Raw genomic sequence first — 22,818 nt, 5'->3', positions numbered from 1 at the left:
AGCCAGCCAAGCTATTATAATTGATGACAGATGCACCGTTGTTCCCAATTGCCATGCCGTTTGTTCCAATCTTAAATGTCGAATCCAGTCCATATCCGTTTGCATCCGTCGTGTCAATCCCTTCGATATATGCGGGAAATATCCTATTTGGGAAAAACGCAGCCACCACCATTGCAGTCAGAAAAATAAAACGAGGTGCAATTTTCTTTATCATGTGCCCTCCTTGTGGATTCTGTCAATACCCACCTTTTACCTATGTTAATATAAGACAAAAATACCAAGATGTTTCTGTTTTTCAATAAGATTTCTGTTTTCTGGCAAAAAACACTATACTCTTCCCCACCCTTATGGATACGCGTATAGATCCGGCATGCTTTGGGACAACCCGCGCCGTCCCTATTTTCACAAACAGCGGGTGGCTTTCAACGCGGGCCATCTTTCCAATGAGCAGGCGGCACAGGCGCTTGTCAAGATTTGCGCGGCGTCGCGCAGGCCGCCGCGCACCATTGTGCTGTCGCATTTGAGCGAGGACCACAATTCGCCGGACATGGCGCTTGACTATGTCGGCGCAAAGCTGCGGGCAGCGGGGTTTTCACCGAGGCTCTTTGCCGCGCTAAGGAAAAAGAAAATACAGTTCATCGAATGCGGTGGATAGATAGTGTTTTCGAGCAGAATACATTTTTTTATAATGGCTGTTGACTCCCCACCATATTTAGGTTACATTATACGTGAAAGGATGATAACCAAAGGAAAAAATACCATGAAAAACCCTATCGTCTTGGTGGTCTTCTTTTTATGGCAAGCGGCGTTCGGGCTTCAGGCGCCTTACCTCTTCAGCGCCGATTCAGTCGCGGACACGGCTGTACAGTTGACCTGGCGGAACAACAGCGTTGACTACCAAGGCATTATTATTCTTAGGAAGACAGTGGCTGCTGGTACATACGAAGCGATTGATACCGCTCCTGGTACCGCGACATCGTTTACGGATGCGGTAAGGCCGACCGCACAGACGACGTATTACTATGCTCTCACCGCTTATTCGCTGACCGAACATGCGGACACCTCGAACGGGGATTCGGCGAGCATCACGCCAAAATCCACAATTGTCTTTGTTAGCCCTCAAAATTTATCTGTTTTTTATGACACGCTCACACATATCGTGCATGTGCAGTTCTATGACAGCTCAACGGTAGAATTAGGATATAAGATTTACAAATCAGCTAATTTTGCCGCTTTTGAGATGATAAAAGATATCGTATCATCAACACGCTCTCAAAAAGGAGTAATTTCTTATACGGACTCGGCAGTTTCTCCAAACACGTGGTATCAATACTATGCGCTTACTTACAACAACCAACAGGGGCTCAGTTCCAATGTAGATACGCTCTTTACCTTCGACTTGGACGCCATGGCGAGGAGTATCCCAAGAAAATGCAGTCTCTCAAATAAACTAAGCAGTTTTCCGATCAACTACAAAGGTTGGAGCCTTAAATTCGGAGATACAATAGTCCTCAATGAAACCGGGGCGCCTGATTCAACAACTTTTTCCATAATAAACGTTTCAAACCCCAGCGCACTCATTTTCGCCGGAACCGGAAAGTCTCCGGCAGCAATGTTGGGAAAGGCATCGCTTTCCAAAGGACCAAACATTATTGGAAATGAAGGCCCCAATATGGACTCTCTAGTCCGTTACAAATACTCCTCCGGCGAAATCCATGTCGTAAGCGGGATAATGATACCGCAATTGCCAAGCGATTTTCGCTATCCAGCCACCTACTTTCCAGGGTTTATTTCGGACAGCGTTTTCATCACCATGGGAAGTATAAATTTTGGTTTTGGAGACTGGGTTACTATGGCAGCGCGATATTCGATTAATAATAATATCATTTCATTTATTGATACAACCGCGCTTGATGGATATACGGTATTGAATAATAAAATATATAACGGCAGATATTTCTTTAACGCCATAAGCCCCGGAAATTTCTTGTCCACTGACAGTATTGTTGAAATTATCGATTTTAATTATTCTCCCAAGGTAAAGACTATAATTCGTGTCAGTGGTCAAATCGAGTTTCCTATAATCGCAGATGGCATATTCATTGATGCGCCAGTTCTTAAAAGTGCTAAAAATATCTTTATCGACACGGTAAAAAACCTGGCGTTTGCATTATCAGATATGGAATTGGAAGTTTATAATTGTCAAATCACAACCGGAACCACACAGAATATCTTCTCCAGACATCTTTCAACACCTTCACTTCGTATTGGTCAAGAACCCGGTAATTCCATTTGCATCATCTTTCTTCCCCGCCACTTTCATCCGGCCGATGTTTCGATTTATACCATGTCCGGCCGTCTGGCCTATCGCTTCAGCAATGTTTCCGATGAATCAATCAATTGGCGTCGAGGAAATAAAACCGGGGTATATTTAATCAAGGCGGTAATCGACGGGCAGACATTTTCAGCGAAAACAATCCTGACAAAATAGCGGGTAATCTTTATTTGTAAAGGTCTTTCACGATACCGCCGAACCTCTGCTGCTTTTTACCTCAGCGGTTTACATTCGCAAGGTACTGTTCCCGGTAAAATAACAGCTTGGGGTCGGTATATTTATAGAAAAACTTTCCGAAGTCAATGCCGTCGCCGGGTGCGCTTTTCACGCCGTACCCGACATGCACATGCGGGCCTGTGGTTTCGCCGGTGAGGCCGACCGTGCCCACGGCGGTCCCCTTTTTCACAAACTGGCCGTTCTGGAAAAAGCGCCTGTCCATATGGGAAAACGTTACGATCATGTCTTCCCTGGCGACACCGGTTTGCATAGAGAAAATGCGGTCGTAGTCCGGCATATTAGCGCGGCGTTAGGCAGGGGTGTTCAATATGCCTGCCAGGATTATGTGGACTTGTTGAAACAGCATGGCTTTACAATTATTATGTCCCGTAGTGGAAATTCGTACGACAACGCCTTTGCCGAGTCGTTCATAAAAACGCTGAAAAGGGATGAAGTGTACATCTGGGAATACGAAAGCTTCATCGATGTTGCAGAACGCATCCCGTACTTTATCGAGGAGGTTTACAACCGTAAGCGTGTTCATTCAGGGATAAACTATTTGCCGCCGGTGGAAATCCTATTGCAGCTGATGAGAGAATTCCCGCCTGTACGAAAGCGCCTTCTTGCAGCAGCCAGCCCAAATAGCATCCATAGACGACATGCCGCGTAACTTTTTCTCGTACTTTTATCATCATCTATCCATAAAAACAGAAAAAGCATCCTATCCGGATGCCTTTTCTAAATCAATCATCCCGTGAATTATTATGACCTCATTGCGTTACCAGCACCCTCTTCACACTCAGGAATTTCCCGTCCACCGTGCAGCGAACGAAATACACGCCGTTGACCTTGAGGCCGGCGTTGCCGGTTTTTTCCGCGAGCGGCAGCCCGTGCCAGCCGGAAGACTGTCTTGAAAATTCCACCTTGTCAACAAGCCTTCCGCCCGCGCTGAGAATCTCGAACGAGACGGCCGCCGGCCGGCTGAGGAAATACCGCAGCATGCCGCCCGCCATTCTCATTTGAACCGACGGCATTTCAGAATTGTTGACAAACACGGGACGCACGATACCGACAGGAGGAACGCCGACCGTGGTGAACGTCGCGGTGCCGTTGCACAGACCGGGCGACGTGGCCGTTACCGTGACCGTGCCGGGCGTGAACGTCGAGCGCACCGCAACCTTGCACATGCCGCCTTCGGCCGTCAGCTCGGGATCGCCGGGCGAATGGGCGTTGGCCCCGCCGGGGGATATGTTGTTGTCGGCCCCGCCGCGGTAATTGCCCTGGCCCGACACGGCAAAGGTGACATTGGGCTGCGACGTCGGGCACCAGTTGCCCTGCGCGTCAACAATGGTGGCCAGTATAAGCGCCGCATCCGAGCCGTTTGCATAGATCTGAAAGGTATCGCCGTTGTCGGGCCGGACAATGGGCGGCAAAACCGTCAGCGCTACGCATGCGGGATTGCCCGCGGTTTTCTTTTCGTCAAAGCAGACCACGTTTCCGCCTGCGTCAAGGCCCTCGGCGCGCACCGTGCCCGAGGCCCAGGTCACGTTCCAGGAGCATTGCCTCGGCATCATGGCGGTGCCCACGGTGTCGGGATACGGCGTCTGGGTCCCCTGGTCGGCGCCGTTGATGCGCAGCCGCACGCTAGGACAGTTGGAAAACGCGTTCACCGTTATCGCTCCCGAGCGGTTCCAGTGATGCGCGAGATTGACCACCGGCCGCACGGAATACGGCGTCCAGATTGCCTGAAAAATCTTGTACAGCATTTTGGGAATGCGGTTCCAGTCCATGGCCGCGCACCCGAACGACCTTCCGATGCCGTTTTCTCCCGGCGTTTCCGCCATGTACCACTGGGTGTAGCCGAAGACATGCGCCTTGTAATAAGTCCTCCAGTTATTGACATAGCCGTTTGCAAATGCGAGCTCGCCGTCGTAATCGAACCTGAAGGCGGTGCCCGCGCCCCATTCCTCGGCTCCCCAGGTTGGTATGGTGGGATATTGCTGATGGAACGGCGTGGCGCAGCCCGCGCCCGAGCAGGAAATAATACTGGTGGCGCCGGCCACCACATTGGGTTGATCCGGCCAATAGCCCCGGTCGGAGCTGGCGCGTGTGTGGACAAAGTCCCACGTGCTGTCGAGGTGCCGCAGCGCTTTCGCAAAATCAATGTCGATGGGGCCGTTGCTCACTTCCCACGCCACGATTGAAGGGTTGTTCCTGTCCCGGATCAGCATGTCCCGGTGGGTTTCGTATTTGAGTCCCGCGTTGTAGCTCGAAGTCCACGGCGCTATCTGCGAGGTCATGAAGCTCCCCTCGATGTCGCCGCTGGGCTGCATGAGCATGACGCCGTATGCGTTGCATGCCGCGACAAATTCAGGGCTGGTCGTGGCATGGCCGGGCCGCCAGAGGCTGCCGCCGCCGTCGGCCATGAGTTTCGCATCGCGCCACCACACCTCTTCGGGCAGGGCGGCGCCCAGCGCCGGATAATCGTAGCGCGACGCGCCGCCCCACAGGTAATGCGGATGGCCGTTGATGACCGGGCAATCGTTGTTCCAGGTGATCACGCGGATGCCGAGCGGGCTCTCGAACACGTCCACCGTGTTCGTGCCGACCTTGACAATATGGTAAACCCGGTACATGTTGGGCCTGCCCCACACGCTGTTGGCCGGATACCACAGCTTCGGATTGGCCACGGTCGCGGTCTGGTCAAAGACGAACGCCGAGTCCGTGGGGATCACCTGCGTCGCGGTCCCGCTCCACGCCACGATTGTCGACAGCGCCTCCACGATCTTGGTGGTGAGGGTCACGTTGGCGTCGGCCCCGCTTTCGTTCTTGACATGCGTGAGTATTCTCACGTCGGCCGAGGCGTCGGTGGCGGTCATTGCCGCGACATAGGTGCCCCAGTTGTTGACCACCGAATACACGTTGGCAGGCACGTACACCTTGTCGGTGATGTGCAGCCATACGGGCCAGTTCAACCCGCCCTGGCCCATGCCGTACTTGAACTCGCACGAAAAATGCGGATAGGTGTAAAAACCCTCGACGTTGCTGATCTTGACCGCCAGGACGTTTTCGGTCGTGCCGAAGTTAGCGTAGGGAGTGATGTCGACGATGAAGGGTTCAAAACCGATCACATGGGTCGCGTTCGGGTTGTAGGCGCTGTTGGTTTTTATCATGGTGCCGTTGATATACACCTGCGCGCCGATATGAGCGCCCTCGAATTCCACGAAAATCTTCCGCCCCTGATAGTTGTTGTCAAGTGTAAAGTGCTTCCGGTACCACGCGATCGAGCCCAAACCGCCGCCCGGGCCGCCCGATCCCATGTTGAGAAACGACTGCATGTCGTCCCAGGTATACGGCACGCCCACGGTCTGCCACGCACCGTCGTTGAAGCTGGCCGTCGACGCATTGGCGGGATCGCCGGTGGTGAATTTCCACGGTGTGGCGCCCAGGTTGATTTTCACCCGGTTGCTGGGCTCTCCGGTATACGTTTGCGCAATACATGCGGCCGCGATAATCAACAAAGCCATCCCTGCTACTGATGTTTTTTTTAACATTTGCGACTCCCCCTATTAAAAATTAATACCCTTTCACGTCATGCGACAGACTAATCATGAAATATAAGGAAACAGAAGGTACGGATGCCGAATATTAACAAATGTTGTTCACTCCAGTGAACAAAACAAATATTAAATTTATAAGATCATGGCGCCCCGCCGCTTCGCGTCGGCGGCCGTCCTTCCGGTCTCGCCTTCGGCTCGGGCTGCCACGGCGCTATGCCGCTCTCGCGGCGGCGTCCGGGCAGCATCGCTCTCCAGAGCGACCTCCAGTCCTGCCTGGCGCGCGGCAAAAGAATATGCATCGGTCAACTGTTTTACTTTGCCAACTCGCATCAAATAAGACTATATCAGCACGCTCTGTCTAAACTTCTCAACTCCCAGCTATTCAATTTTTCAACTCATTCACTACCTCAGCAGAATCACACGCTTGACGTACCGGAACCCGTCATCGGCTGAAAGCCGGATGAAATAAACGCCAAACGCCTTTGCAGTGGCGCTGGTTGCGCCCCGGAGCGCCAGCGGGTGCCATCCCTCGGAGACCAGCGACCGCGGGACGCTGAGCACGGCCCTTCCGCTCGCGTCAAGCACCTGGACGGAAAGGTTCGCCGGCCTGCTCAGGAAATACCGCACCGCGCCGCCCACGGTGATGATGCTGGCGGAAAGCGTGGAAAGCAACGGTCTGACCGTGCGTGCCGCGGTCACGATGCCGCCGTTCGGCACCGCGACCGTGGTGAACGTCGCGGTGCCGTTGCACAGACCGGGCGACGTGGCCGTTACCGTGACCGTGCCGGGCGTGAACGTGGAGCGCACCGCGACCTTGCACATGCCGCCCTCGGCCGTGAGCTCATGGTCGCCGGGCGAATGATAGAATTGGCTCTGCCCGCCGGTGGTGTTGTTGTCCGCGCCGCCGCGGTAATTGCCGGGGCCCGACACGCTGAACGTGACGTTGGGCTGCGACGTGGGGCACCAGTTGCCCTGCGCGTCCACGATGGTGGCGAGGATTAACGCGGCGTCGGAACCGTTTGCAAAGATGCTGAACGTGTCGCCGTCGCACGGCTTGACAATGGGCGGTTCCACGGTCAGCGCAACGCACGCGGCCGCCCCCGCGGTCTTCTTCTCGTCAAAGCACACCACGTTTCCGCTTGCGTCAAGTCCCTCGGCGCGCACCGTGCCCGACGCCCACGTCACGTTCCACTGGCATTGGTGCGGCAGGAGCGCGGTGCCGTTTCCGGTATCGGAATACGGCACCTGGTTCGTTCCCTGCTGGACGCCGTTGATCAGCAGCCGTACGCTCGGGCAGTTGGAAAACGCGTTTTCGGTGATCGCACCGCTGCGGTTCCAGTGGTGCGCGAGCTTCACCACGGGCTTGACCGCATAGTTCGTCCAGCACGCCTGGTAGATCCAGTACAGCATCTTGGGAATGCGGCTGAAGTCCATCATGGAACAGCCGAACGACCGGCCGACGCCGCTCTCTCCCGGCGTTTCGGCCATATACCAGTGGGTGAGGCCGAAGCATTTCGCGTTCTTGCTGCTCATCCAGTTCTGCACATACGAGCTGGCATAATTGAGTTCGTTGTCGTAATTGAAGCGGAAATCCCTGGCGTCATAATTCCACGCCTCTGCGCCCCACGACGGGATGAGCGGATACTGCTGGTGAAACGCGACTTCGCATCCGGTAAACGAACAGGAAATGGTGCTCACGATCCCTGCGGTGAACTGCGGAACGGCGTTCCAGTACCCCCGGTCGGACATGGCGCGGGTGTGCACCGGGTCCCACACGCTGTCGATGGAGCGCCTGATGGTGTCTTCCAACGCCACGTTGAAGGGGCCGTTGCTCACTTCCCATCCGAGAATGGAGGGATTGTTCCGGTCGCGGATGATCATGTCGCGGTGGAACTCCTTCTTGATCCCCGCCTGGTATGCTGTCGGGTTGTTGAGCGTGCCTTCGATGTCGCCGCTGGGCTGCATGATCATGACGCCGAACTGGTCGCATCCCTCGGTGAACTCGCCGCTCGCCGTGGCATGGCCGGGCCGCCAGAGGCTGCCGCCGCAGTCGGCCATGAATTTCGCGTCGCGCCACTGCTGTTCCTCGGTCTGCGCGCACCCGAGACCCGGGTAATCGTACCGCGACGCGCCGCCCCACAGGTAATGCGGGTGGCCGTTGATGACCGGTAAATCGGCGCTCCAGGTGATCACGCGTATTCCCAGCCTCGTGGTGAAGACATCCGCGGTGGCGCCGCCGACCTTGACAATATGATAAACCGTGTAGAGGTAGGGCTTGCCGAAGAGGCTGTTGGCCGGATACCAGAGGTGCGGGTTGGCCACGGTGGCGGTCTGGTCGAACACGAAGGCCGAGTCGACGGGAATGTTCTGCGTTTGGTCCTGGGTCCACACCACGGTATGCGTGGCATCGGTGATTTTCGTGGTGAGGGTCACGTTCGCCGCGGCGCCGCTTTCGTTCTTGACGTGGGTCAGTATTTTCACGTCGGCGGAGGCGTCGGTGGCGGTGACGGCCGCGACATAGGTGCCCCAGTTGTTGACCACCGAATACACGTTGGCGGGAACGTACACCTTGTCGCAGATGTGCATGTAAACGGGCCTGAACAGTCCGACGCACTCCATGCCATACTTGAAATTCTCCGCAAAGCCCGGGTCGCTGTAAATCCCGCCGGTGCTGCTCACTTTTACGGCCAGCACATTGTCCGCGCCGCCGAAGGTGACGTAGGGCGTAATGTCAACGATGAAGGGGATAAAGGCGATCACGTGCGTGGCGTTCGGGTTGTATGCGCTGTTACCGGGAATGAACGTTCCGTTGATGTACACGGCCGCGCCAATGCCCGCACCCCTGAACTCAACGAATATTTTCCTGCCCTGATAGGCGTTGTCGAGCGTGAAATGCTTTCTGTACCAGGTGGCCGCATCGTATCCGGGACCAGGCCCGCCGGCGTCCATGTTGAGAAAGCAAAGCGTGTCGCTCCAGGTGTGCGGGATGCCCACGGTCTGCCATGCCGCGTCATCGAAGCCCGGATTTTGCGGCCCGCCCCCGACGTCGTTTCTTACGAACTTCCACGGTGTCGCGCCAAGGTTTATCGTCACGCGGTTGTTCGGTTCACCGATGTAAACCTCGGCAAGGACAATTCCGGCCGTGAAAATCACCATGATCGCGGATAAAAAGGCCTTTTTTAACAGCATGGCGGCTCCCCTTTTCCAAGTTGAACGTTTAAGTTTTGTTAAAATATTTTTCTTTCCCGATGGATCTCTTCCCAAACATAGCGTTTATCTTTACAAAATGAAAATACCGGAGCTGAAATTGCGGGGAAAATTAAATGGAAATTGATAAGCCAGCTGATGAACCGGCCGAACCACATCTCCCCCACTATAAATATATAAATTTTTAAGCTGATTGTACCAATTTATATGGAGATTTTTTAAAGGGTTTTTAAGGATACAAAAGATTTAGGCGCCCCGCGGCTTCACCGCGGCGGCCCGACCGGCGAGGGAAAAGGCGGCGCTGATGCCGAAGCGTATTTTGCGTACTTTTCTTCGCTGCCGAAGAAAAAGCTCTTACTCCCCTGTTGACTTTCTCGGGCTCCAACACTATCATTTATTTACAGTGGTAAACAGACTTCCCCTTTTTCAAGGGTGCCGTAATGAATGAAGGCCGCGGCCAGGGAAAAGAACGCCGCAAACATCCACGGATCAAAAAAAAACTCCGGCTGGTGGTGCACAAGAAATATTTCTTCTTTCTCTGGGCCGGCAGGAATGTGGGAGAGCTGGTCGATATCAGCAACGGCGGCGCGCAAATCAACACGAAAAGGGTTCTGGAGCAGGGCGACCGCGTGGTGATGTCACTGCAGCCGAGACACTTCTCTCCTTCGGTGCACTTCCACGGCAAGGTGGTGTGGGCAAAAACGCGGTACCACGAAAACATCAAGTACCGACAGGCGGGCATCCAGTTCAGGAGAATCGGCCGTTATCAGCGCAGGATGCTGGCGAGATTGGCAAAAGGCGCCGAGGCGGCGTGACACATTTCTCCTGATTTCTCACCTTCACGGGAATTCCTGATAATAAAACTGAAAAATCCTTTGTTGACTTTCTTCCTCTTCGACACTATGATTATGGCAGTGGTCAAGAGCGCGCTCGCCATCAAACAGCAATTCCAGATTGAGCTTTTCCGGGAGGTATCATGCCGTTGACCCGTTTTCTCGCCATCCTCTTATTTCTTACCTTTGTCTCGCTGTCATTTTCCAAGACCGCGGGGTGGACAAAAACAAAATTCCCCGCGCAAACCGGCGTCACGGCAATGGCCGTGTGCAATACCGCCATTCTTGTCGGAACCAATGGCAGCATGCTGTACCGTTCCGTGGACAACGGCGCCACCTGGAGCGTGGTGAGAAACGGCGATGATATATTCTCTTTCTTTGTAAGAGGTATGCAGGTTTATGCCGGCAGCAGGGGCAAAATCCTTCAGTCCGCGGATTGCGGAAAAAACTGGAAGGCAATCCGCACGCCGCGCGACATGGACACCATATCCTCGCTGCTCGTGTTCAATAATTATCTGTTCGCCGTGGATTATCACCAGAACCGGCCCGAACGCGTGCTCCGCGCCATTAATCCTCTGCCGCTGGCCGACTTCGGCCAATGGAATATTTTTTCGGACGGCGTCCTGCCTTCGCTCGCCCATGGACTGCACCTTTCCACCAACGGCCAAAGGGTTTTTTTGGGAACCGAGACCCATGGCGTCTTTGTCACCATGGGCGGGCTGGAGCGAAAACTGATTTCCGGAGGCCCGACGCCGGTGTACAACCACATTCCCTCCCCCTGGATGTGGGCCTGGAACAAGGCGGGATTCGGGCTGCCCAATCCCAACGGCCTTGTGGTCAGCGGCCTCGCCGTTTTCGGCCAGGGCATTTTTGCGGTCACAGGAGCCGGCGTTTTCCATTCCGAGGGCCTCGGCATCACTTGGACGAGGGTGAGCGGCTCGCTGCCTCAAGACGCAAGGGTAACGGCATTTTGCGCCGAAGGCAGCAATACCATGTTCTGCGCGACGCACGAGTGCATTTATTGCGGAAAAGACAGATACAACAACGCGGCTTCCACGCAAAAATTTGTGGATTGGACCGCCTTGCCGAATGACGGCCTTCCCGCCGGCGCTCTTTCCACCGGCGTCTCCTACCTCGCGGTATGCAACGGGTATCTGTTTGCGATGATTCCGAATAAGGGGATTTATCGGTGGTGATCCGAGTGGTTGACGGGCCGGATAAACGCATGAAAAATATTTTTGATTTCTGTATCCGGGGAGTCAAATGAAAACGATCTTTACCGCCGCAATCCTTGTTGCCGCCGCCATTATTTCCGGATGCGCATCAACGAAAAGCCCGGTAATCGCCTCTGCCGAAGCACGGGAAAGGTATAAAGCTGAACTTGACAAATACCAGAAGGCATCGTTTCATCAAAAACGCACGACAACCTATCTTAAGCCGACGCTCGACAGCCTTGCCTTAAAAATAAGCGCCATTCTCAACGAGCCCCGCATCAAACCTAACGTCCTGGCCAGAACGATATCGTTTTACGTATTTCCATCAGGAAGATTTATAACCGGCGATTTCACCGATTTTCCGCAGCCGGACCCCAAACTTGTCGCTGACACCGCTCGGTATTTCACTTACTATCAGCCGTATTATCTTCTCAAGACGGCGATTGACAGCGTTACATGCCTCGAAAGAACCGATTCCATTCCCGATTATAAACCTTTGCTTTGGTTAAAGGGGTCGATTAAAAATGATTCCTCAGGATTCATTTTTACCTTTAAGGACACGTCCTGTTATGTGTCAAACATCACCGGCCGGCGCAGCAGGGCATCAATAATGCGGGTTGTCGTGAAGGGATTGCCGGACCTCCGGCATGCTTACAACCGGGAACTGCGCACTCATCCGGGCCTTGCGGGCAAGATAACGGTGAAGTTCGCCATCAGCGAATCCGGCGATGTCATTTATTCCGGAATTATTCCTCCCCAAACCACTATTGACAATACAGAACTTCAAAAAGCATTCACGTCAATCATCAAATCATTTAAATTCGCAAAAATCGACAAGCCTGGCGACATTACGGAGGTGGAATACCCGTTCAATTTGTCCCCGTAGCCTTGCGCCTGCCTTCGAGATGGTTTCTTATTTGTCCATAGCTTTTTTCCTCAACCCCTCCGGCATTTTCTCCACCGCATACCGCAGCGCCGTTCTCGGCATCGCCTTTTTATTCTCCATGATATAATCAAACACTTCCTTCCGGTGTAATTTGCTCGCCTCCTTGAGCAGCCAGCCGTAGCCCTTCTGTACCAGGTCGTCCTCGTCGCCCAGGAGAATGTCCGCAATGTCAAATACGTCCTTGAGGAACTTTCCGCGCCGCGCGGGAAGGATGAGCGTGACCGCCGCGCCGCGCCTCATCCATCTGTTCGTTGATCTTGCCCAGATCTTGAGCTTCTCAACATAGGCGGGAAACCGGTCGACGAACGAGCCCATCGCGTGGTTGCACAGCGTGTCGCATTCCGCCCAGTTGCTCACGTATCTTGTAAGCCATGATTCGAGAATTGAAAAATCCTGTTCATCAAATGATTTGCTGATTTTCTCTGCCCATTCATAACCGATCATCGCCTCCTCAACGTACTTCGCTTTAAGGAGTTCCTCGATGAGCGAGAATTTCGCTTTCTTTTCATAGTCCTTTATCTTCTTAAAAGTGTCGCGCGCGATTTTTCCAACCGTGGCCGACTTGACGCCGTAAAATCGCGCACGCTCCTTGAAAAAACGTTCGAAGGATTTTCCGACCAAGGGATCGGCGCTGCGTTTCAGCTCGCTTCGGATGCTGGTAATCACCTGGGCCGTCATGATGGATCGTTCCTAGGACAAGAATGCGGCATTGAAAGGAGGGAAAACCGCCGTATAGAATCAATATAACATGGTTTGTCTGTATAATCAAATGCCAATCCGTCAAGTACGTCTCCGGCGTTATCCCGCTTGTTTTTTATGATAAAAACAAGTATTTGATGCAAGGAAAAAAAGATACCGACATCCTCATAACGGGCATTTTCATGAATCATCAAAATAACGCGTCATCTCTTGTCGCCCTTTCCGTCCGCGATCAGGCTGGGGCGCTTTCCCTGTTCAACGGCCTTGACACATCGCAACAACGCGGCCTGGTGCATGAGGCATGTCCCGAAGACAAAAAGGAATTGCTGTTTCTGGCAAAAGACCTTTCAAGCCTCCTCGACGCGCTTCCCGGCCGCGACGTGCTGCTCGCGCTGGCGGCCGCCACGGCGTCGGAATTCGACACGCTCGTGGAGCGCATCGGGCCCGAGCACCTCAACTTCATGCTCGCCATGGGCTGCTGGCGCCAAGGCGCCATCGACGACGGAAGGTTCCTGCACTGGCTCGAGGTACTTAACACATGCGACGAGGCCGTAGCGGCGAAGGCGGTTTCAAACATCGAGGCCGACTTCCTCGCCGCGGCGCTGCGGCCTCATTTCGACGTGGAGGGCGTTTTCGACGAAGACAATCCTGACAGCCGCGGCGAGGCCGAGGCGTTCTCGTTTACGCCCGATTACTGCCGCTTCGACAACGATATCGTGGAAGATTTCATGACCCGCCTGTTTGAAACCGACAGAACGCTTTTCGCACTCGTGTGCCACAAACGGGTCTATGAAAACCCGGATGAAATTCTCGAAAGCGCGCGGCTCGCCTATTCACTACGGCTGAAAAAAGAGGGGCTGCCCACATACGAGGAGGCCGTCGAGGTTTACGAAAAGGGATGGGACATTTTACAGAAGGCGGACATGGTAAAAAAGTCTTCCGGCAAAACGGTCGTTTCGCACGGCGGGACAGACCTTTTCCTCGCCCGCGTCATGGACCGCATTCACAGGTCCGGCAAAGGCGGACCGTTCCTCGCCCATGATTTTTCAGGCCTGTTGCAGAAAATCTCGATCGCGGACGGCGGCGAGATGGACACTATCGGCCGCCAGCGCACGGTGAAAAAAGCGGAATTGTATGCAAGCCTGGGCCTGGAAAACGCAAGCAAGGGAGACGTGGGAAAAGGGGCGGAGCTGCTATTGACAAACGGTATTACCGGATTCTTCAAGGCGGGACACGACATGATATCGGGCCTGCGCGAGCGCGCGAACCAAATAGTAAAATATTCAGGCGATGGCGAATTGGATAAAATCGGAATGAAAGAGCGGGCGGTGCTGGAAAACGCGGCGCTGGAAATGCCGAGGATCATGGCTGAGAACGGGAAAAGCAGGATGCTGCGGACGGAAAAGGAATATGACCTTTTGATGAAAGCCGTGGAAACTATTGGCGATACGTTTTCTTCTTGATGAGTTCCCGACAAATCCGGACGTATCAATCATCAGGGAATTTACGCATGCGATTTCCGCCACAGTGCTCACCACATGAATTCCAACGAGCCTGCCGTAGACAATTCGCTTCCCTTTTCTTTATAGAATTCAATGGCGGTCCCAACGTTTATTCTAAACCAAGGGGAAAAGCTGTAATGGAAGTTTAAATTTCCATCACCCCCGTAATAAACCGCAAATTGAGGCTTAAATTCAGTTTCATAGGAAAGGCCCAGCCCAAGGGTTACATCGGCTTTTTCTGAAAGTTGAAAACCGAACCCGTCTCCAACAATTCCTGATAAGAATGTCCATCCTTCGCGGGAGTGATATGATGTTGAGCAATCCAGATATCCGCTGTTCCAGACCGAAGGACTAAGCCGCTTTTTATACTCAATGCCAAACCGTTCCCATTCTGAAGGATAATAAAGAGTAAGATCCAAAGCAAACTGCCAGTCATATCGTTTCGTGGTGTCCAGGAGAGGACTTTTGGTCAATTGTCCTATGACCTTCAGATATCCAAGAGGATTAAGCTGCACCAGGATGTTATTTGTTATTGAATATTCTACTGGAGGCACTACAAGCCCCTGGTAAGTGATTCCACGATACGTTACGGTGTCTTGGGCGCTCATATAGATTGAGGTGTTTGGGATTATCTCCCATGTTCCTTTCGGATTGACAATAGGCCTGTCTATTTCCGCGAGCGGCACCTGCAGCTTCTTGCCGCCGGCGCACCCGGCCAACAGCATCGCAAGGCAGACGAGACAAACGAACTTGAATTTTTCCATATCGCGTCCCTCTCTTTTATTTTTATCAATGATAATAATTCGAACAACTACTATGCATCAGGCTTTAGAAAATTATTCAATCGTTCTTACGATCAATGCTTTCGACCATCCGGACGTGTCATTCCCGTTTGTCATTTGCACCTGCACCGAACAAATGCCGGCCGTTGTCCATATCCATGCGACAGATGAATCCGGCGACCAGGCGCTGACCCGGCTTCCCAAGCGATCGGAAAACCGAAAACGCATGTCTTCGGGTAAACCCGGATAGGAATAGCGCTGCCCTTCATTAATATGCGCGGAATCTTGGCCCGACGGTTTTACGAGCCCAAGCTGCGCCGCCCAGGCACTGAGGATGGAATCGTGCGTCGTAACGACCCGTCCGTGCAGGGTATCGGTATAGCTCAACAGTGAAAACCCGGATGGGTTGCCGATGACGCCGCCGCCCGAATACCCGCTGAAAGAGCATTGCAACATTATTGCCGCCAAAACGGCCAGGACGCAAGATTTCCAGCTCATGGACGATGTTCCTCCTTGCCCGCCGCGCTTGTCGGATACAATTGTACGTTGACATGATAGACCCGTTCCTGCTCCCGGTCCTTTTCCACGATGCTCACCAGTTTTTCCCTGAATTTACGTACTTCTTCTTTCACTTCAGCATACCCTTGTTTCGAAAGTGAAGCGGCCACGCAGCTCACGTCACGTTCGGATGCGGGAATTTCCTTAACGGCCTTTTTCGCGATGTCGAGGTTCTGCAGGTGAAACTCGGCCACGGCGACCGACTTCACCTCGTCGCCGCTGGTGACCACGGCGTCAGTCAATTCATACCGTTTTCCTTTCTTTTGCACCAGTCCCAGGCGCAACAGCAGTTTCACCGATGCCTTTGCCTGCCGCGGCGTTATCGCCGGGACCACGAGGGAAGCGAGGCGCTTCCAGTCGCCGCCGATGTCGTTCATCACGATGAGCTCCCGCACGGTATGGTGGTACCACTGTCGGTAAAAATCGTGCTGGTCGCGCATCAGGAGCCTTGCACTGCTGCGCCGGTTGAAGTCGTTGAGCCTGGCCCAGGCGCGCAGACTCTGTTCGTGGATCTTTGCCTGATTATATGCAACAAGCGCCTCAAAATAAGCGAACGTCTTTCCTTCGAGTCCGATAGAACGCGCAATGGAACCGACTGCGTCATCTCCGGCGCTCTTTTTTCCGGAAATCAATTCGGGGAAATAGCTCTTCGACCGGAACCCGGCAGAATAGGCCCACGTTTGGTAGGAAAAACGGGGGTTTTTACGCTTTTTCTCGTTATAGTAATCGAGCAAATATCTTCTATAATCCAGGTATTCAAAGATTGGCTTCATGGGTGTTTCCTTTTTGTCCGATATTAAATTTACAAACAAACACTTGCTGCTGCAATAGTATTTTGTCATTTTACGTTCTTTTTCAGAGAACGGTTAACCAGCAGTCGAATCCCGGAAGAATTCATTTTTAATGGCGGCTGGCAAATACGGATTGGATGGCGATTCCATTTTCGCGCTTGTCCAGGAATATGCCACCCAGCCCAAGGAAGCAAAAAAAGCCGAAGCCCATCTCAAATACATCGATGTCCAATTTGTGTATCAGGGGATCGAGACCGCCGGATTCGCTCCGGCGGATCCGGCGGCGGAAATCATGGAGGATCTTGCCAGCAAAAAAGACATGATCACCTACAAATCGGTTCCTCATGAAACTTCAATAATTCTGGCCGAGGGAATGTACGCAATACTGTTCCCCGGCGAAATCCACCGGCCGCGATGCAATTATCTGAAAGAATCAAAGGTGAGAAAAGTGGTTCTTAAGGTCGCTATGGACCTGATGCGGTAATTTTTTCCGGAAAAATCCTGGTGAAAAAAAAAGAGCGAATGACCCATTTCATCCGTTTTTCTGTTGATCCAGCGGAACCAAATCATCGCAGGAATTTTATAAAACAAACGCCTCCCTTTGCGACTGAGGAGGGAAGAAACTGAACTTTACCGACGCACCGTTCGCTTTTCCAAATCCTGGCCCCGTTTACATTATACATTTCAAATCCGCTTGCCCCGGCAGGAAGCGTTATACATTTTCGCGTTTCCGACAAAGCAACAAGAGTTCCGGAACCCTGCGCGCCCGGTGTCTTCATGGCGGTAATGCCGTTGATGGCGGTCGCCATCGAGACGATGATCGACACGCCCTCCCCCGCCAAAAGAAACGCGCCGTGGCCCTCGGGGATGGATGTCCACGCCTCCGGGCTGCCGGGCTGGTTGCTCCACGGCTGGCCGTAGCCGACCATGCCGGCGGGGGTGACCACCTTGACAAGAGAGGACCAGCCCTTGCGGATGGTCGGCACAAAGGTGTTCGCGTCAAGCAAGCCCCACTGGACGCCGAGTGACATGGCGTAAATGAAGAACGCGGTGCAACTCGATTCGGGGTTGGGGAATTCGGTGGGCTCGAACAGGCTCGTGCGCCAGAAACCGTCGGGCTGCTGCTTGCTGCGGATGGTGTCGCAGAACATCTTGAACGTCGCTTCCCAGGCCGGACGGTATTTGGATCCCTGCGGCATGTACTTGAGCGCGCGCACCATTCCGCCCAGCACCCAGGCATTGCCGGGGCCCCAGAACTGGGGATGTCCCTGCGGGGTGGTTTTAAACGAGGCTGAGGTGTTCCAGTACCAGAGCTTGTACACGGTGTCCTGAAAATCCTTTTCCGCGCCGCGGAACATGACGTTGAGGGAATCATAATACATCGGAATTCCGGTAATGTATCCCATCATGGAAAAATCCGGCAGTCCCATGTACACCGCGTCCTGCCATCCGAAAAGGTGGTTGACCGGCGACTTGAGGATGCCGTCGAGGGCGGTCTTTGATACGGCATACTTTGATGCATTGGCCGGGACCGAATCGACGATGTACCGCTCGCAGAACCCCTGGATGCAGCACAGGTTGTCGCCGGTGCCGCCGCCCCAGGTCCAGTTCCAGCGGTTTCCCCATTTGTCAATGCTGTCGAGCCACTGCTGCTCCCCGGTGGTGCGGTACAGCCCCACGACGCCGGTCATAATGGTGCCGCCGTCCCAGTCGTGGTTGATGCCCGCGGCGGTGCCGCCGCCCCACGTGGTGAACGTGTAGTTCGCCACCTTGCGCATGATGCTCTTTATGCTGTCGAGGGAAAACTCGTCGGCAAAGACGGAGTTCGACATGATAAGAACAATGAGCAGGCTGATTGCGGAAACGAAACGTTTCATGGCAGCTCCCCTGAGGATTATCGCATTTCAACGCCTAAGTGAAGAATATAAGGGTTTATTGGACTTTTGTCAACAGCGACGGGATCTCGACGTCCCCTCGCCTCCATGCACCGGGCTTTGACCGGGCTCCACGCCGAGGAAGTCGCTATTGAATTATCACCGCTCCCGTCGCCTTTGTCCGTGACGCCGCATTCCTATCTATCAATCTTCCATACACGTCATAAACCTTGGCGCCTTGCGGCTTGATGAACCGCTGCCCCGCAACCCTGACCATCAGCCTTGCCGATCCGTCTTCGCCCTTTTTCATCACCGGTGATTTCATTGCAACCGTATTCACCTGCCCGGTCACGTAGTTGTACATCTCCTCCCCCGCCAGCAGAAACGCGCCTTCACCCTCCGCGCTCGAGTTGCTCACGCCCACGCTTCCCGGCGCGGACGAGACGCCCTGGCAGCGTTGCAGCCTGCCGTCGGCCGCACTCACGTTGCTCACGAGTCCGCTCCAGGCTTTTCTCATGGGCTGTTCGAATGTCGCTTTGTCAAGAACACCGTTATTGATGCCCCACGCCAGGGCAAGGCAGAAAAACGCGGTGCAGCTCGTCTCATGGTCGGGAAAGTCGGTGCTGTCGAGCAGGCTCGTGGTCCACAGGCCGTCGCCCTGCTGCAGCGGCAGGATCGCGGCGCACTGCTCCCTGAATTGCCGCACAAGGGTGTCGCGTTTCCCATATGACAAGGGCATGTATTTGAGCACCCGCGCCGTGCCGCCGAGCACCCAGGCCTCGCCCGGCCCCCAGAACACGGGCTTGCCGTTGGGGCTGGTCTGCGTCTTGTACCCGGCGTCGCGCCAGTAAAGATGGTACTGCGGGGAATACAGTTGGCCCGCCCAATACCACCACTGCACCGACAGCGTGTCCCAGTATTTCGCGCTGTCGGTGATCGCGCCGAGCATGGAAATGGCGGGCGGCGCCATGTAGAGCGCGTCGCACCAGTACCACTGGCTGTAGGGGTTGTCGTAATTGAGGTGGTAATTCGCCTTCCACATCGCGATCATGTAGTCGTTCGCCGGCGCCGGGTTCACCAGATACGCTTCGCACATGCTCTGGTAGATGCACTGGTTGTCCGGGTTGCGCGAAAGGCCGGCGTCGTTCGGCGTCTGCCAGTTCTTCGCGCCCGCCCATGCCTTGACGCTGTCGAGGTAGTTCTGGTCAAGGGTGCGCCGGTACACCGCCATGACGCCGGTCATGTACGCGCCGTCGTCCCAGTCCCAGTGCGAAACGAAACCGTCGCCGAGCTTCTGGATGCCGCCCTGGAGACGGTAATGGGCGACTTTTCTCATGATGGACGTGATGGAGTCGGGAGAGAATTCATCGGGAAAGGAATATCGAGCAAGAAAAATAATAGCGATAAATAAAATATTTTTTGCATTATTGTTGATCATTTTTCCACCTTTGCTTCAATGATTTGGCCACCTATAAAATATAATGATATTTTCATAATTTGCCGCATGATTCTTCCAATGTAAAAATGTTATATTGTCAATGAATGCCAAAAGGCCTTTTATGATCCTTCGTTTTCACTTTTCGGCAAGAAAGAATCTGTCGTTGACAGCGTTGATGATAATCGTCTGTCAATGCATGCTTTTCGCCGCTCCCCGCATCGACCGCATCGACCTCTACGACAACGCCGACAACCACCTCCTGTTTGTCACCTTTGACTACGACGCAAGCGGCAAAAACACCGGGCGCACGGTGTTTACAAGCGACAGCACCTTTTTACGCCACACCACGTTTCAGACAAACGCGGGCGGCGACATTCTCAAAGAGACTTCCGTGGATTTTGACAGTAACACCGCGTATTATACCTCGATCAGCCCTTCGGCAAGCGCGACAACGTTTTCCGTGTTCGACCAGTTCGGGCTGGATCAATTGGGCGGGCCCGTGACCTATGCCGCCGCGGGCCAGAACGCCTTCGACCTCTCCCAGAACGGCGCCGCGCTCAACCGGATCACCTACGACACCGCGGCCGACGGCGGCATCACCCGCATCAACGTGCTTGACAGATCGGGAGACATTTTGTATTACGCCACGGTCACAGGCGCCTCGGCCGTGCTGCGCGGCGCAACCGGCCACGCACCGGTGCGGCCCGTCCTCACCTTGACAAACAGGGGACAATGCCTGGTGGTCTTCGAGGTTGAAAAACGCTCCACGGTTTCGTTGGAAATCTTCACCCTGTCGGGCAGATGTGTCGAAAGGCTTTTCTCCGGACAATTCGCAGCGGGAGAATATTCATTCCGGATCGCGCACGGCAGCGTGCGGCTCGCAACCGGCATGTATCTGTTCCGACTTTCAATCAACGGCGGTACCGCCGCCGTGACCCGGGGCATGGTCGAACGGAAGGGAGCGCTGCCATGAAAAAGGCGCTCCCCATTTTGAGCTCTTGTCTTTTCCTTTTTGTCAATCAGGCCCTTTGCCAGGGCGCAAGAAATATCGTTCCGCCCAACTTTATTTTCGAGCTCCTGGCCCTGAACGGCGACCTCGAAACAGCGGCAAAGCCGAAATACCTGTCGCCCTCCGCCGTCGCAGCGCCGCAGGACACCGCGCAGAACTTGTTGTACGTTGCCGAACAGACAGCAAAACGGGTTGCCGTGATAAACCGGCAAACAAATACGGTCGTTAAAACAATTTTTCTTCCCAACGAGCCCACCGGCATTGCGGTCTCGCCCGACGGCCGTACGCTCTATGTCACCTGTGCGTCGGAACGCTGGCCGAGCGGCATTGTGGCCGTGGTGGACGCTGCGAGCGGCAGCGTGAGCCGCAGGATACCCGCCGGCCATATGGCGCGATCGCCTGTACTCAGCCCGGACGGAAAAACGCTTTACGTGTGCAACCGTTTCAACGGCAGCGTATCGGTGATCGACGTCGCGTCGGGCGCGGAATTAAGTCGTATAGCAGTGACGCGCGAGCCGTACGCCGCGGCGATCACGCCCGACGGCGCCACGCTCGTGGTCACCAACTCCCTGCCGAACCAGAAGGCGACCGACACCACGACCATCGCAAGCAATATCTCTCTTATCAACACGCAGGCGCGGAGCGTCGCGGCGAGCATCGCCCTGCCCGTGGGCAGCCATTCGCTGTTCGGCGTGTGCGTGTCGCCCGACGGCAGCTACGCGTTCGTCACCCATCTTCTTGCCAGGTTCACCATTCCCGCGCTCACCATCACCGGCGGATGGGTGCATTCGAACAACCTCGCGGTCATCGACATTGCGGGCCGGAAGCTCGCCAACGACGTGGAACTCGACTTCATGAGCCGCGGCATGGCAAACCCCTGGGGGCTTGCATGTACCGGCGACGGCAAATACCTCTGCGTCCTTCACGCGGGCACCGGCGAGATGAGCGTCATCGACTGCGTCCAGCTGCTTTCGAAAGCGGCGGGCGGCCAGGACCTTTCGCACGATTTCACCGGCATCCTGCCGATCAGGACGGTGGTCCCCCTGCAGGCCGCGGGCCCGCGGGCAATTGCATTTGTCAATAACACGGCGTACATCGCCGGCTATTTCTCCGATTCGCTCGACGTGGCGGCGATCTCTTCGTCCGGCACCGCCGCGGTCTCGCGCCTGGGCCTCGGGCCGGCAAAGCCAATGAACGGCGAGCGCCGGGGCGAGTTCAACTTTACCGATGCGTCATTGTGCCTGCAGAAATGGCAATCGTGCTTCTCGTGCCACCCGTTCACCAGGCCCGACGCGCTCAACTGGATCCTGAACAACGACAACAACACGCCCAAGAACGCCAAGAGCATGCTGCTATCGTGGTGGACGCCGCCCACGTCGTGGGCGGGCAAGCGGCCGGCCGCGGGCGGGCCCGACGGCTCGATACGCGCCGGCATCATCTCGGAGCTCTTCACCGATCCCACCGAAGCGGTCGCCGCGCCGCTCGACACGCTTCTCATGAGGCTCAAACCCGTTCCGAGTCCCCGGTTGGTCAAGGGCAGGCTGAGCGCCGCGGCGATTAGGGGAAAGGCAATATATGCAAGTGCCGGATGCGTCAGTTGCCACCCCGCGCCGCTCTATACCGACATGAAATTTTACAACGCCGGCGTGGCTGACCCGTTCGACGCGAACACGCAGTGGGACACGCCGTCGCTCGTTGAGGCGTGGCGCACGGGCCCGTACGGACACCTGGGCTCCTATGATTCCCTGGCCGCCATTCTCCAGCTGCCCACGCATTCGCCGGGCGCGTCCAAGCTGAGCGCCCAGGACCTGAGCGACCTCATCGAATACGTTTCTTCATTGTAAAGGAACACGC

The 22,818-nt window shown here is 54.8% G+C and carries 19 protein-coding genes and 1 pseudogene; 10 read left to right on the top strand and 10 right to left on the bottom strand.

Features of this window, described 5'->3' with window-relative positions; genetic code table 11:
- Positions 1-214: hypothetical protein (locus VLX68_06125; GenBank protein ID HUI91809.1), on the bottom strand; the 214-nt coding region annotated here is incomplete at its 3' end.
- A gap of 156 nt (positions 215-370) precedes the next feature.
- Between VLX68_06125 and VLX68_06120 the strand changes: the two genes are divergently transcribed.
- Both VLX68_06120 and VLX68_06115 read left to right on the top strand, forming a co-directional pair.
- Positions 371-655, top strand: a complete 285-nt coding sequence (locus VLX68_06120) for a hypothetical protein (protein HUI91808.1) — start codon at positions 371-373, stop codon at positions 653-655.
- Between the two features lie 105 nt (positions 656-760).
- Positions 761-2,491, top strand: a complete 1,731-nt coding sequence (locus tag VLX68_06115) for a T9SS type A sorting domain-containing protein (GenBank protein ID HUI91807.1) — start codon at positions 761-763, stop codon at positions 2,489-2,491.
- 61 nt (positions 2,492-2,552) lie between these two features.
- Here VLX68_06115 and VLX68_06110 read toward each other — a convergent pair whose 3' ends face one another.
- Entirely contained in the window at positions 2,553-2,795 is a 243-nt protein-coding gene (locus VLX68_06110) for a peptidoglycan DD-metalloendopeptidase family protein (GenBank protein HUI91806.1), read from the bottom strand.
- Positions 2,796-2,867: 72 nt separating this feature from the next.
- Here VLX68_06110 and VLX68_06105 point away from each other — a divergent pair.
- Positions 2,868-3,110, top strand: a pseudogene (locus VLX68_06105) (integrase core domain-containing protein).
- A gap of 211 nt (positions 3,111-3,321) precedes the next feature.
- On the opposite strand, the gene VLX68_06100 reads toward VLX68_06105, so the two are convergent.
- A complete protein-coding gene (locus tag VLX68_06100; GenBank protein HUI91805.1) occupies positions 3,322-6,078 on the bottom strand; it encodes a DUF4982 domain-containing protein in 2,757 nt (918 codons plus the stop codon).
- 435 nt (positions 6,079-6,513) lie between these two features.
- Positions 6,514-9,300 (bottom strand): DUF4982 domain-containing protein, encoded by a 2,787-nt coding sequence (locus VLX68_06095; GenBank protein HUI91804.1) that lies wholly within the window; start codon positions 9,298-9,300, stop codon positions 6,514-6,516.
- Positions 9,301-9,758: 458 nt separating this feature from the next.
- On the opposite strand from VLX68_06095, the gene VLX68_06090 reads away from it, so the two are divergent.
- From VLX68_06090 to VLX68_06080, 3 genes are all read left to right on the top strand, one after another.
- Positions 9,759-10,133, top strand: coding sequence for a PilZ domain-containing protein (locus VLX68_06090; GenBank protein ID HUI91803.1), 375 nt, complete (start codon positions 9,759-9,761; stop codon positions 10,131-10,133).
- A gap of 161 nt (positions 10,134-10,294) precedes the next feature.
- A complete protein-coding gene (locus tag VLX68_06085) occupies positions 10,295-11,347 on the top strand; it encodes a hypothetical protein (GenBank protein ID HUI91802.1) in 1,053 nt (350 codons plus the stop codon).
- A 67-nt stretch (positions 11,348-11,414) separates the two neighbouring features.
- Complete coding sequence (locus VLX68_06080) at positions 11,415-12,251, top strand: AgmX/PglI C-terminal domain-containing protein (protein ID HUI91801.1); 837 nt, start codon at positions 11,415-11,417, stop codon at positions 12,249-12,251.
- 27 nt (positions 12,252-12,278) lie between these two features.
- Here VLX68_06080 and VLX68_06075 read toward each other — a convergent pair whose 3' ends face one another.
- Positions 12,279-12,989 (bottom strand): DNA alkylation repair protein, encoded by a 711-nt coding sequence (locus VLX68_06075; protein ID HUI91800.1) that lies wholly within the window; start codon positions 12,987-12,989, stop codon positions 12,279-12,281.
- A gap of 203 nt (positions 12,990-13,192) precedes the next feature.
- On the opposite strand from VLX68_06075, the gene VLX68_06070 reads away from it, so the two are divergent.
- Positions 13,193-14,473: a DUF6178 family protein gene (locus tag VLX68_06070; GenBank protein HUI91799.1), complete on the top strand. Its 1,281-nt coding sequence runs from the start codon at positions 13,193-13,195 to the stop codon at positions 14,471-14,473.
- Between the two features lie 68 nt (positions 14,474-14,541).
- Here the strand turns inward: VLX68_06070 and VLX68_06065 are convergent, their stop codons facing one another.
- From VLX68_06065 to VLX68_06055, 3 genes are all read right to left on the bottom strand, one after another.
- Entirely contained in the window at positions 14,542-15,276 is a 735-nt protein-coding gene (locus VLX68_06065) for a hypothetical protein (GenBank protein HUI91798.1), read from the bottom strand.
- 72 nt (positions 15,277-15,348) lie between these two features.
- Complete coding sequence (locus VLX68_06060; GenBank protein ID HUI91797.1) at positions 15,349-15,792, bottom strand: hypothetical protein; 444 nt, start codon at positions 15,790-15,792, stop codon at positions 15,349-15,351.
- Positions 15,789-16,625, bottom strand: coding sequence for a TIGR02147 family protein (locus VLX68_06055; protein HUI91796.1), 837 nt, complete (start codon positions 16,623-16,625; stop codon positions 15,789-15,791). Before VLX68_06055 ends, VLX68_06060 begins: the two co-directional genes overlap by 4 nt.
- Before the next feature lie 130 nt (positions 16,626-16,755).
- Between VLX68_06055 and VLX68_06050 the strand changes: the two genes are divergently transcribed.
- Positions 16,756-17,127 (top strand): YhcH/YjgK/YiaL family protein, encoded by a 372-nt coding sequence (locus VLX68_06050; protein HUI91795.1) that lies wholly within the window; start codon positions 16,756-16,758, stop codon positions 17,125-17,127.
- 82 nt (positions 17,128-17,209) lie between these two features.
- Here VLX68_06050 and VLX68_06045 read toward each other — a convergent pair whose 3' ends face one another.
- On the bottom strand, positions 17,210-18,520 hold the full coding sequence (locus VLX68_06045) for a glycoside hydrolase family 88 protein (protein HUI91794.1): 1,311 nt from the start codon (positions 18,518-18,520) through the stop codon (positions 17,210-17,212).
- 145 nt (positions 18,521-18,665) lie between these two features.
- Positions 18,666-19,955 carry a glycoside hydrolase family 88 protein gene (locus VLX68_06040; protein HUI91793.1) on the bottom strand — a complete coding sequence of 430 codons (1,290 nt, stop codon included), beginning with the start codon at positions 19,953-19,955 and terminating at the stop codon, positions 18,666-18,668.
- A 121-nt stretch (positions 19,956-20,076) separates the two neighbouring features.
- On the opposite strand from VLX68_06040, the gene VLX68_06035 reads away from it, so the two are divergent.
- Positions 20,077-20,928: a hypothetical protein gene (locus VLX68_06035; protein HUI91792.1), complete on the top strand. Its 852-nt coding sequence runs from the start codon at positions 20,077-20,079 to the stop codon at positions 20,926-20,928.
- The gene (locus tag VLX68_06030; GenBank protein ID HUI91791.1) at positions 20,925-22,808 is read left to right on the top strand and encodes a hypothetical protein; all 1,884 of its coding nucleotides are present in this window, start codon (positions 20,925-20,927) and stop codon (positions 22,806-22,808) included. The genes VLX68_06035 and VLX68_06030 overlap by 4 nt, the downstream gene beginning before the upstream one ends.
- Positions 22,809-22,818 lie beyond the last annotated feature (10 nt).

The organism is Chitinivibrionales bacterium (assembly GCA_035516255.1).
Classification (GTDB): domain Bacteria; phylum Fibrobacterota; class Chitinivibrionia; order Chitinivibrionales; family FEN-1185; genus FEN-1185.
This window is presented reverse-complemented; position numbering and strand designations above follow the sequence as displayed.